4 protein-coding genes are annotated in these 12,855 nt (G+C 62.0%); 2 read left to right on the top strand and 2 right to left on the bottom strand.

Annotation, left to right across the window (positions count from 1 at the left end; genetic code table 11):
- The first annotated feature begins 19 nt into the window (after positions 1 to 19).
- Entirely contained in the window at positions 20 to 6,703 is a 6,684-nt protein-coding gene (locus tag AO064_RS31350) for an amino acid adenylation domain-containing protein (protein WP_425262146.1), read from the top strand.
- A gap of 158 nt (positions 6,704 to 6,861) precedes the next feature.
- Here AO064_RS31350 and AO064_RS20725 read toward each other — a convergent pair whose 3' ends face one another.
- Positions 6,862 to 9,297 carry a TonB-dependent siderophore receptor gene (locus AO064_RS20725; RefSeq protein ID WP_064054504.1) on the bottom strand — a complete coding sequence of 812 codons (2,436 nt, stop codon included), beginning with the start codon at positions 9,295 to 9,297 and terminating at the stop codon, positions 6,862 to 6,864.
- A gap of 110 nt (positions 9,298 to 9,407) precedes the next feature.
- A complete protein-coding gene (locus AO064_RS20720; RefSeq protein WP_044287024.1) occupies positions 9,408 to 11,060 on the bottom strand; it encodes a cyclic peptide export ABC transporter in 1,653 nt (550 codons plus the stop codon).
- Positions 11,061 to 11,260: 200 nt separating this feature from the next.
- Between AO064_RS20720 and AO064_RS20715 the strand changes: the two genes are divergently transcribed.
- A complete protein-coding gene (locus AO064_RS20715; protein WP_064054503.1) occupies positions 11,261 to 12,091 on the top strand; it encodes a formyl transferase in 831 nt (276 codons plus the stop codon).
- Positions 12,092 to 12,855: the final 764 nt, after the last annotated feature.

The following is a 12,855-nucleotide window of genomic DNA, read 5'->3' as shown; positions in this document are numbered from 1 at the left end:
ACCTCCGGCNTCCACCGGCATGCCCAAAGGCGTGGCGGTGTCCCACGGCCCGTTGGTGGCGCACATCATTGCCACCGGCGAGCGTTATGAAACCGGCCCGGCTGACTGCGAACTGCACTTCATGTCGTTCGCCTTCGATGGCTCCCACGAAGGCTGGATGCACCCGCTGATCAACGGCGCGAGCGTGCTGATTCGCGATGACAGCCTGTGGCTGCCGGAATACACCTACCAGCAGATGCATCGCCATCACGTGACCATGGCCGTGTTCCCGCCGGTATACCTGCAGCAGCTGGCCGAACATGCCGAACGCGACGGTAACCCGCCGAAGGTTCGTGTGTACTGTTTCGGCGGTGATGCCGTGGCCCAGGCCAGCTATGACCTGGCGTGGCGCGCGCTCAAGCCGACTTACCTGTTCAACGGCTACGGCCCGACCGAAACCGTGGTCACGCCGTTGCTGTGGAAGGCCCGCCGTGGTGACCCGTGCGGTGCCGTCTACGCACCAATCGGCACACTGCTGGGCAACCGCAGCGGCTACGTATTGGACGCGCAACTCAACCTGCAACCCATCGGCGTAGCCGGTGAGTTGTACCTGGGCGGCGAGGGCGTGGCCCGGGGCTACTTGGAGCGCCCGGCCCTGACCGCCGAGCGCTTCGTGCCGGACCCGTTCGGCAAGCCCGGCAGTCGTGTGTATCGCAGCGGCGACCTGACCCGTGGCCGCCCGGATGGCGTGGTGGATTACCTCGGCCGCGTCGATCATCAGGTGAAAATCCGTGGCTTCCGTATAGAACTGGGCGAGATCGAAGCGCGCCTGCGCGAGCAGGACAGTGTCGGCGAAACCGTGGTGGTGGCCCAGGAAGGGCCGAGCGGCAAGCAACTGGTCGCCTATGTGGTGCCGCTGGACCCGTTGCTCGTTGACGACGCCGTGGCGCAGTCGACCTGCCGCGAAGCCTTGCGCGGTGCCCTGAAAACCCGCTTGCCGGACTATATGGTGCCCACGCACCTGATGTTCCTTGAGCGCATGCCGCTGACGCCGAACGGCAAGCTCGACCGCAAGGGCCTGCCGCGCCCGGATGTCAGCCAGATGCAGCAGGTGTACGTGGCGCCACAGAGTGAGCTGGAGCAGAAGATCGCGGCGATCTGGTCCGACGTGCTGCGTCTGCCACGTGTCGGTTTGCACGATAACTTCTTCGAGTTGGGCGGTGACTCGATCATCTCGATCCAGGTGGTCAGCCGTGCCCGCCAGGCCGGTGTGCGCTTCACGCCCAAGGATCTGTTCCAGCACCAGACGGTCCAGAGCCTGGCGGCCGTGGCCCGGGAAGGCGAGGGCGCGGTGGTGCTGGATCAGTCGGCATTGACCGGCGAGTTGTTGTTGCTGCCTGTCCAGCAGGCGTTTTTTGCCGATGACATTCCCCAGCGTCACCACTGGAACCAGTCGGTGGTGCTACAGCCACACCAGGCGTTGCAGGCGCCGCTGCTGGTGGCGGCGTTGCAGGCCTTGATCGTGCATCACGACGCCCTGCGCATCGGTTTCGTCCAGGGCGCGGCAGGCTGGAGCGCGGCGTATCGCGGGCCGCAGCAGCATCAGGCCGAACAGGTCCTGTGGCAGACCACTTTGAATGCGGTCGAAGAGTTGGAGGCCCTGGGTGAGGAAGCCCAGCGCAGCCTCGACCTGAGCGAAGGGCCGCTGCTGCGTGCAGTGCTCGTCGACCTGGCCGACGGCTCCCAGCGCTTGCTGCTGGTGATTCATCACTTGGTGGTGGACGGTGTGTCCTGGCGCATCCTGCTGGAAGACCTGCAAACGGCTTACCGCCAGCTTGCCCAAGGTGCCACGGTCGTGTTGCCCGCCAAGACCAGCGCGACCCGGGCCTGGGCCGAGCGTCTGCAAACCTATGCACGCAGCGCCGCACTGGCGCAGGAACTGGCCTGGTGGCAGACGCAGTTACAAGGCAGCCCCACCGGCCTGCCGGGGGCCGATCCACAGGCCAGCGTGAGCAACCGGCATGCGCTGAGCGTGACCACCCACCTGGATCAGGCTTTCACGCGGCGTCTGTTGCAGGACGCCCCCAGTGCTTACCGCACCCAGATCAATGACCTGTTGCTGACCGCACTGGCGCGCGTCGTTGTGCGCTGGACCGGTGACGCGTCGATGTTGATCCGCCTGGAAGGCCATGGCCGTGAAGACCTGTTCGACGAGATCGACCTGACCCGTACCGTCGGCTGGTTCACCAGCCTCTACCCGGTGAAGCTGGTGCCGACCGATTCGCTGGCAGGCTCCCTCAAGCAGATCAAGGAGCAGCTGCGCGCGATTCCCGACAAGGGCCTGGGCTTTGGTGCCCTGCGTTACCTGGGGAATGCCGAGGCTCAACAGGCCCTGAGTGAACTGCCGCGCCCACGCATCACCTTCAACTACCTGGGGCAATTCGACGGCAGTTTTGACGGCGGCGAACAGGAAGGCTTGTTCGTCCCCTCCGGTGATGGCAGTGGTGCCGAACAGAGTGCCGAGGCACCGCTGGGCAACTGGTTGGAAATCAACGGCCAGGTCTACGCCAGCGAATTGAAGTTGAACTGGAGCTTCAGCCAGCAGATGTTCGATGAGGCGACCGTACAACGCCTGGCGGATGACTACGCCGCGGAACTCAAGGCGTTGATCGAGCACTGTGGTGTCAACCAGGGTGTCACGCCTTCGGACTTCCCGCTGGCGCGCTTGTCCCAGGCGCAACTGGACAGCTTGCCGGTGACGGTGGCTGACATCGAAGACGTTTACCCGCTGTCGCCGATGCAGCAAGGCATGCTGTTCCAATCGCTGTACGGCGAAGGCTCGGGTGACTACATCAACCAGATGCGCATCGATGTCGAGGGCCTGGATGTACCGCGCTTCCGCCAGGCCTGGCAGGCGGCGGTCGACAGCCATGAGATCCTGCGCAGCGGTTTTCTCTGGCAGACCGAGCTTGAGCAGCCGTTACAGGTGGTCTACAAGCAGATGCGCATGCCGTTCACCGAGCTGGACTGGCAAGGTCGGCCCGGCAGCAGTGCGGCACTCGATAGCCTGGCCGAGTCGGCGCGGGCCCAGGGGTTCGTGCTGGAACAGGCGCCGTTGCTGAGCCTGACGGTGGTCCGTACGGGGGCGTCCGGTTATCACTTGATCTACACCAACCACCACATCTTGATGGACGGCTGGAGTGGTTCGCAGTTGTTTGGCGAGGTGTTGCAACATTACGCCGGTGAACCGCTGCGTGCGCCCATCGGGCGTTACCGCGATTACATTGCCTGGCTGCAGGCACAGGACAAGTCGGTCAGCGAGGCATTCTGGAAAGAGCAATTGCTCAACCTGCAAGAGCCAACCCGCCTGGCCCGTGGCCTACAGGCTGCGCAAAGCGAGGCGCTGGCGGTCAACGGCGAGCATCGTCTCAACCTGGACGCCAGCCAGACCGCTCAGCTCAAGGCCTTCGCCCAGCGCAATAAAGTCACCCTCAATACGCTGGTGCAAAGCGCCTGGCTGCTGCTGTTGCAGCATCACACCGGGCAGTCCACCGTGGCGTTCGGCGCCACCGTGGCAGGCCGTCCGGCGCAATTGCGCGGTATCGAACAACAGGTCGGTCTGTTCATCAACACCTTGCCCGTCGTGGCCACGCCGGATGCACAGATGAAGGTCAGCCAGTGGCTGCAGCAGATCCAGGCGCAAAACGTGCGCTTGCGTGAGCAGGAGCATACGCCGCTGTTCGAGATCCAGCGTTGGGCCGGGCTGGGTGGCGAGGCGCTGTTCGACAGCATTCTGGTGTTTGAGAACTACCCGGTGTCCGAAGCGCTGGAGCAGGGCGCACCTTCGGGGCTCACGTTTGGCGCCGTCCACAGCCTGGAGCAAACCCACTATCCGTTGACTGTCTTGCTGGGCATTGGTGACACCTTGGGCCTGGAGTTCAATTACGACCGCCAGGCATTCAGCGCGGCGCATATCGAACGGTTGGCCGAGCACTTCCAGCAGGTGTTGCAGGCATTGGCAGTGGACGGCGCACAGCGTCTGGCAACGTTGCCTTCGCTGGCCCGTTCCGAGCGCGAAACGGTCCTGCATGCCTGGAACGCCACGGCCACGGACTACCCGCTGCACCTGCCGGTGCATCAGTTGATCGAAGCTCAGGTGGTGCGCACGCCGGACGCACCGGCGCTGGTATTTGCCGGGCAGGTATTGAGTTACGCCGTGCTTAACCGCCGGGCAAACCGCTTGGCGCATCGCCTGATGGCGGCCGGCGTCGGGCCGGATGTCCTCGTGGGGCTGGCGGTTGAGCGTTCGATTGAAATGGTCGTTGGCCTGCTGGCGGTACTCAAGGCAGGTGGTGCTTATGTGCCGCTGGACCCGGAATACCCCCGCGATCGATTGGCCTACATGCTGCAAGACAGCGACGTGAAGCTGTTATTGACCCAGGCGCATTTGCTGGAGCAACTGCCGATTCCAACGGGCTTGCACAGCCTGGTGCTGGAGCAGGACGATGAGGGGTTGCAGGCCTACGCCGAGCGGAATCCGCAGGTCGTCGTCGATGGCGAAAACCTCGCCTATGTGATCTATACCTCGGGCTCCACCGGCCAACCCAAAGGTGCGGGTAACCGCCATTCGGCGCTGACCAACCGGCTGTGCTGGATGCAGCAGGCGTATGGCCTGGACGGCAGTGACACGGTCTTGCAGAAGACGCCGTTCAGTTTCGACGTGTCGGTGTGGGAGTTCTTCTGGCCGCTGATGACCGGTGCGCGCCTGGTGGTGGCAGCGCCGGGTGACCATCGTGATCCGGCCAGGCTGGTGAGCCTGATCACCGCCGAGCAAGTCACTACGTTGCACTTTGTGCCGTCCATGCTCCAGGTCTTCTTGCAGGATGCCGGCGTCGGCGCCTGTCACAGCCTGCAGCGCATTGTGTGCAGCGGTGAAGCGCTGCCGGTGGATGCCCAGCAACAGGTGTTCGCTAAACTGCCACGTGCCGGGTTGTACAACTTGTATGGGCCGACCGAAGCGGCAATCGACGTGACCCACTGGACCTGCGTCGACGAAGGGGGTGACGCCGTGCCGATTGGTCGGCCGATCGCCAACCTGGGCTGCTACGTGTTGGACGGCAACTTGGAACCGGCACCCGTTGGCGTGTTGGGTGAACTCTATCTCGGCGGCGTCGGCCTGGCGCGTGGTTATCACCGTCGGCCGGCGCTGACCGCCGAACGCTTTGTGACCGATCCGTTCGGCAGTGGCACCCGTTTGTATCGCACCGGAGACCTGGCGCGTTATCGCGACGATGGGGTGATCGAGTACGCCGGGCGCATCGACCACCAGGTCAAGCTGCGTGGCTTGCGCATCGAGTTGGGTGAAATCGAGGCCCGCCTGCTGGAGCATGCGTACGTGCGTGAAGCGGCGGTGCTCGCCGTGGACGGTACGCACTTGGTGGGCTATCTGGTGCTGCAGGCGCCGAGCGAGGATTGGAAAGCACAGGTGGCGATGCACCTGGCGGCGCAGTTGCCGGACTACATGGTGCCGGCGCAGTGGGTGGTGTTGACACAGATGCCGCTGAGCCCCAATGGCAAGCTGGATCGCAAGGCGTTGCCTAAACCGGAGGCGCAAGGCGCGGACGCTTATCAGGCCCCGCAAAGCGCCATCGAGCAGCACGTCGCGACGATCTGGCGTGATGTCCTCGGTGTCGAGCGCGTAGGGCTGAACGACAACTTCTTCGAGTTGGGCGGTCACTCCTTGCTGGTGCTGATGCTCAAGGAGCGTATCCGTAAAGTCAGCGGTGTCGGCTTGTCCGTTAGCCAGTTGATGCTTAACCCGACGGTACGCGGCCAGGTCAACTGCCTGCAGGGCGACGCGCGCAGCTCGTTGATCGTCAAGCTCAACAGCCAGTCCGAAGGCACACCGTTGTTTATGTTCCACCCAAGCTTCGGTTCGGTGCATTGCTACACCGCGATTGCCCTCGCGCTCCGGGAGCAGCGTCCGGTGTTCGGGGTGATTTGCCGTGCATTGGCCGAAGACGGTGCAGCAGTACCCGAATGGCAAGCCATGGTCGAGGATTACGCCGAGCAACTCCTGTTGGCCCAACCCCAGGGCGCCTTCCGCCTGGCAGGCTGGTCGTTGGGTGGCAACCTGGCGATGGAAGTCGCCTACGTGCTGGAGCAAGCGGGACGTGATGTCGAGTTTGTCGGCTGGATCGACGCCGCGCCGCCGCAGTGGCTCACGCACTATTGGCAGGCGGTCGTCACCGAGGATGACCGTGAAGTCTCGGCCAATGAGCGGCGTGCGGCCTTGTTGGGCGTGATGTTCCCGGCGTTTGCCGAGCGGATTCAGGCGGCCTGGCAGCAATGTCAGCGCGATGCCGAAGACGAAGCGGGGCAATGGCAAGGGTTTATCGCCTGGGCCGAGCAGACCCTGGGCGACGCCTTTACCGGTATCAAGGACGAGTTGCTGCGTGGCAATGAGGCGCAGATTTCCTGGGAGGTCGACCGCGCGCTCAGTGAGCGTCTGTCGGCGGCGGACTTCAAGCCGATCAAGGCCCCGGTCAGTTGCTGGTGGGCGTCCATGAGCCGCGCCGGGCAGTTCAAGGACCTCATCGAGCAGCACATGGCAAGCACCCTTGTTCAGGGGCGGATCGAGCGTTCAGTGGTGATCGAGACTGATCACGACGGGATCATCGACAGTGCCGAGTTCATCCGTAGCCTGGTGGCCGCCATGGAATAACACATCAAGTGATGAACACTGAACCTGTGGCGAGGGGGCAAGCTCTCTCGCCACAGGGGACTCGCCACAGGGGAGGGCGGGGCACAAAAAAGCCCGATGAAAGCAGTGCTTCCATCGGGCTTTTGGTTGATCGCCGCCAGGGCGATCAAGGCATCACATCAGAAGTCCCAGCGGGTGCTGAACATCACGTTGCGCGGCTCGCCGTAAGCGGCCGAGTTATAGAAGCCCACGTTGGTGTAGTAGGATTTGTCGAAGATGTTGTTGAAGTTGACAGTCGCCGAGAGGTTCTTGGTGACCTGGTAGCGGGTCATCAAGTCCACCAGCCAATAGGACTCCTGGGTGATGTCCTGGTTGGTCTTGAGCGGCGAGTTGTAGATTTCATTCCAACCCTTGCTCTGCCAGCGCAGGCCGCCACCGATGGTGAACTTGTCGAGGTCGCCCTTGAGTTTGTAAGTGGTGTTCAGGTTGACCTGGTGCTCAGGTTCGAAGGTGGAGATCTTCTTGTCGTCTGCGTCCCGCACGATCTTGTGGGTGTAGCCACCCTGTACTTGCCAGCCCGGCGCCAGCTCACCTGAGATTTCTGCTTCGTAACCCTTGGTGACGGCCTTGGAGCTCTTGAACGCATAGTTTTGCGGGGAAGGAGTCTGGTTGTTATAGGCATCGTCCGGGATGGCACGGTTGTCTTCATGCACTTCGAAGTAGGCAATGCTGGTGTTCAAGCGACCGTCGAGAAACTCGCCCTTCAGGCCCAGCTCGTAGTTTTGGCCTTCGTCCGGTTCCAGCAACGTCTGGTTGCGGTCTTTGTACGTGCTTTCCTGGGGTTGGAAGATATCGGTGTAGCTGGTGTACACCGAGAGATTGTCATTCAGGTCGTAGATCACGCCGGCATACGGCACGAACCGGCCGGTTTCCTTGTAGGAAGGGTTGATACCGGTGACGTGGTAGTTGGCGACGCGCCCACCGAGGATCACGTGCAGGTCATCCATCACGTTCAAGCGTGTGGTCATGTAGTAGCCGGTCTGGCGGATGGTATCGTCGTTGTATTGCTGGACAGGGCCGTAGATCGGCTTGGCAATGTGGCCATTCCAGTTATAGAAATCGACTTTATTGCCGCCTGGCCATTCCGGCGACCAGTACCCCTTGCCTTGCCAACGCGACGTGCCGATCGAGCCGCCCACCACCAGTTCATGTTCGCGGCCAAACAGGCTGAAAGGCCCGGTGGCGTAGAGGTCGGCGGAGGTGCTTTTGGTTTCGCCGGTGTATTTCTGACCGTTGACCTCGGCGGTGCCATCGGCTGCCGGCTGGACAAACTGGATCGAACCGAGGTCGGCATGGTAGCTGTTGATCTTGTGGTCGAGCTGGAATTTGGTGACCCAGCCGTCACCCATATCATGCTCAAGCATGGCAAAGGCGGTGCGGGTGTTCTGTTCCCAGGAGCTCCAGGTGGCGCCGTTGTTGTAGGAGCGTGGCATCTTGTTGATGCTGCCGTTGGAGTTGACCAGCGGGAACGAACCGGACCAGCTGGAGCCTTTGGGCGTGTTGTCCTGATAGTCGAAGCCGACGGTCAACATGGTGTCTGGGGACAGGTCGAACTCGGTAATGCCGTAGTAGGTTTCGGTCTTGCGCGAGTAATGGTCCATGAAGGACTTTTTGTCCTGGTACGCCGCCACTGCACGGCCCCGGACATTGCCGCTGTCGGTCAACGGGCCGCTCACATCCACTTCGCTGCGATAGTTGTCCCAGGAGCCGGCGCCCAATTGCACATGGCCCTTGAACTCCGACGTCGGCTTCTTGCGGATCAAGTTGATGGTCGCGCCCAGGGAGCCGGCGCCGTTGAGCAGGCCGGTGGCACCCTTGAGCACTTCGACGCGGTCGTAGATCGCCATGTCGCTGAGGGTGTTCCCCGCCGAGTAGCCGACGTTGCGCACGGTGGACGGAATACCGTCGTACTGGAAACTGTTGACCGAGAACCCACGCGAGTAATAGTTGGTACGGTCGGTGTCATAGGCCGATACGGTGATGCCAGGCGTGTGGCGCATCACGTCATCGACGCTGTTGAGGCTGAAGTCCTCGATATGTTGGCGGGTAATCACCGTGATCGACTGCGGGGTTTCCCGCGGGGTCAGGGTCAGCCGCGTGGCCGTGGCAATGGTGCCCGGCGTGTAGGAGCCGGAGCCCTCGGTGATGTTGCCCAGCACGTTGCCGGTCACTTGGGTCGGACTCAATTCCAGCCCGGCGGACGCGCCGGCGGCGGTAACGGTCAGCGCGTTGCCACTGAGGCTGTGAGTGGTCGAAGTGCCTGCCAGCAAGGTGTTGATCGCCTGCTGCGGATCCAGTTTACCTTTGATCGCCGTGCTGTTTTTTCCCGCCACGTCGGTCGGGCTGTACAGCACCTGCAGGTTGGCCTGGCGGCCGAATTCCTGCAGTGCACTCCCCAGTGCCTGTGCTGGAATATCCAACTCGATCTCCTGTGCCTGTACATAGCTGGCAACCGGCAGCGATACCGCTAGGGCAAGCGCGCTCGGCAGGAGGTTGATGTTCAGGGCCCTGGTTAGCGCTTTGCTCAGTGGGCTGAGACCGAGTCGTGCTGACATGGATGGTTTCTCTTCTATGTTTTAAGTGGGCAAATTTTAATGTTTGTTGAGGTTAGTTCTCATTACCACTAGTGAGACGTTCCTACTTCGGAAAACCGGAAAAGAAAATGTCATGCAGGCTCCATTTCATGCACCACCTGGCCGGCGCGCAGCCGTACCAGCTGATCGGCGATGTCGAAATAGCGGTCGTCATGGCTGATCACGATGATGGTTTTGCCCAGGCGCTTGAGGTCCGGCAGCAGCTCGGTATAGAAAATCCGGCGGAAGGCCGGGTCCTGGTCGGCGGCCCATTCGTCGAACACCAGCACCGGGCGTTCCTCCAGCCAGGCGTTGACCAGTGCCAGGCGCTTGCGCTGGCCGGTGGACAGGTCGGTGGTGCTGAACACACCGTCCTTGACGCTGACCTTGTGCGCGATCTCCAGGCGTTCCAGGTATTTAGTGGCGCTGTCCAGTGACTGGGTGGCGCTGCCCTGGACCAGGTCGTCGAACAGGTAGTAGTCGGCGAATACCGTGGTGAACAATTGGCGATAGTCATCGCGCTCGGGGTCGGTCACGGCCTCGCCGTTGAGCAGGATTTCGCCGGACTGCGGCGGGTAGAGCCCCAGCAGCAATTTGATCAGCGTGGTCTTGCCACTGCCGTTTTCGCCGACGATAAATACGATGTCGCCTTGGGCAATGCTCAGGTTGATCGGCCCCAGGTGAAACGGCTCGCTGCCTTCCACGGCCGGTGGGCTGTAGCTCACGTTTCGCAGTTCCAGGCTGTTGACGATCGGTGTCGGCGCCTCGCTGTCATCCATCAGCAGGTGCGGTTCAGGCGAGGAGAAGCGCTCAGACAACTCGCTGATACGCCCGAAGGCAATCTTCGCCTTGCCCACCACGGGCAGGTAACCCAGCAGGTGTTCCAGCGGGCCTTTCATGTACAACAGCACCAGCACGAAGCCGGTGATCACGGTCGGGTCCGGGTTCGGGTTATAGGCCTGCATCGCCAGGGCCAGGCCGATGACCACGAAGAACAGCATCGAGCCGAAGGTCTTGGCGAGGATGTAGATGTTGACCGAACGCACCTGGATATCGCTGATGCGGTCCGCCGTTTCCTGGATACGGTGGGTGTTCATGCGAAAGCGCCGTGGCCGATGCATGCGCAGTTCCTTGGCGCCGGACGCGATGGCGTTGTAATAACGCTGCAATTCGTCTTCATGGCTGCGTGCCAGGTCGAAGCCTTGGATACCTTTGCCGCCGGCGATGAACTGCACGGCGCTGCCGATCACGATGGCGACGACCATCATCAGGAACATCGGCACCGACAGGTACGCCAGGTAGCCCAGGCAGCCCAGCGTCACCGTGGCGGCAATGGCCAAGGGCGTGAACGCGAAGGAGAAGTCGCTGATGGTGTCGACATCGTGGGTCAGCACCGGGATCAGTCGGTGGGAGCGGTAGCGCTCGATTTGCCCGATGGGTGCCGACAGCACCTTTTCACCCAGGTCTTTGCGCAGGGCGGCAATGATCCGTTGGCCGACGTAGTTGGTGCCGATGTCGGAAATGATCGAGCTGACCAGCGCCAGCACGCACAAGGCTGCAAAGGTCAGGATCACGCCCTGGGTCATGCCTTGTGGCGAGTGCAGGGCATTATTGATCGTCGCCAGCAGCAACGTGATGGCCAGGCCGCCGGCCATGCCCAGGGCGACGGAGACGGTCACTATAGTGCGAAAAGGCCTGAGCAATGCGAGCAAACCGTTGAAGGCGCCGCGCTTGGGGTCGGTCATAAATACTTCCCGGAAAGTGAAAAAGAGGGGGCTGGGCACACAGACCCTTACCCATGACAAACGAAGTGTCGGCGCGACTATTTAGCTCGGCGTGCCCGGCGGTGGCCGCGATGGATAAATTGGGCGGGGCCTGGTTCGTTCTTGTGGTGTAGGCGCACGCGTATCGGCGCGTGCCTGATCTATCCAGTGAGAGCGAAACAATGACGAAAAAGAACCTGGTGTATGTGTGGTCCCTGCGCAATGCCGCTGCCGACAAGGCCGGGCAGCCGGTGGCCTACAAGGACCACGAGCGCTACATGATGTCGGTGCTGGAATCCCTGGCGGGGGCGCTGAACGACACGCCGCTGGGCGAGGCCTACAACCTGGTGGGGGTGGTGTATGACGATGACGAGCAGAACCCGCGTGACCAGCAATTGGTCAGCGACTACGGTTTTGCCTACACGCCGGGTCGTCAGTGGCTGTACCCGGCCGACTTGCAGGTGCAGGGGCGCCTGGTCAATGACTTGCTGTTGAGCGTGCCGTCCACCTATCGCCGCCTGCCACGGGGCACTGCGGAACACATCGCCGGCAAGCAAGACTTCGAACGCCGCCTGCACGACACGCTGGTGGAACTGAAGGCGGATATCGTGGTGCTGGACGGCCTGCTGGTGATCCTCGACGAGCTGGTGCGTCCCGGTGCACCGTTTGCCCGCCGCATCATGAACATTCATCCGGGCGTTACCCGCATCGAATCGCCCTACGAGCGCCGTGGCGCCTACGCGACCTGGAACGCCCTGTACGGTGCGCGTGGGCTGACGGTCACCGATTGGGCGACCAAGGCCACGACGCCATCGGAGCCGCTGTACCTCACGGGCGCGTCGTTCCACTACGTGGACAACGGCATCGACTCGGGCGAAGTGTTCCATGACGTGCTCAAGACCGAGATCTCGCCGGAGGACACCATCCTCGAACTGCGCTGGAACAACTTCAACAACAGCCTGTTTCCGGCGCTGCATGAAGGGTTGGCGTTGTTGGCACGGAAGGGGCTCTAAAGCGGGCACAGTTAAAAATGTGGGAGGGGCTTGCCCCCGCTGGCGGCCTGACAGCCGACCACCATCTAACTGTTAGGCTGCGATCCAAATGTGGGAGGGGGCTTGCCCCCGATAGCGGTGTGTCAGTCAATTCATCAGGTGACTGATTCAGCGCCATCGAGGCCTCGGTATCTACACAATTCTGGCTATGGCGCTGGACCTGTGGCGAGGGAGCTTGCTCCCGCTGGCGGCCTGACAGCCTATCGCTATCTACCTGTCACCCCGCGATCCAAATGTGGGAGGGGGCTTGCCCCCGATAGCGGTGTGTCAGTCGATTCATCAGTCGACTGATTCAGCGCCATCGTGGCCTCGGCATCTAAACAATTCTGGCTATGGCGCTGGACTTGTGGCGAGGGAGCTTGCTCCCGTGGCGGCCTGAGAGCCTATCGCTATCAACCTGTCACCCCNCGATCCAAATGTGGGAGGGGGCTTGCCCCCGATGGCGGTGTGTCAGTCGATTCATCAGGTGACTGATTCAGCGCCATCGGGGCATCGGTATCTAAACAATTCTGGGTATGGCGCTGAACCTGTGGCGAGGGAGCTTGCTCCCGTGGCGGCCTGACGGCTGACCTGGATGTTGGATCAGACAGGGTACATATCCGTTAGTTAGGTAACGGCCACTATGGGTTCCGCTTTTACAGCGGCCCCCGGTGTCAGGGTAGTTGTCGTGTCCTCCGCTTTTTAAAAGTATTCCGGGGGCGGCAAGAGTAAGGTCATGCCTTTCT

It is taken from the genome of Pseudomonas marginalis (assembly GCF_001645105.1).
In the GTDB taxonomy this organism is placed as follows: Bacteria; Pseudomonadota; Gammaproteobacteria; order Pseudomonadales; family Pseudomonadaceae; genus Aquipseudomonas; species Aquipseudomonas petroselini.
Note: the sequence above shows the minus strand (reverse complement) of the source record. Positions and strands in the feature narration are given on the sequence as shown.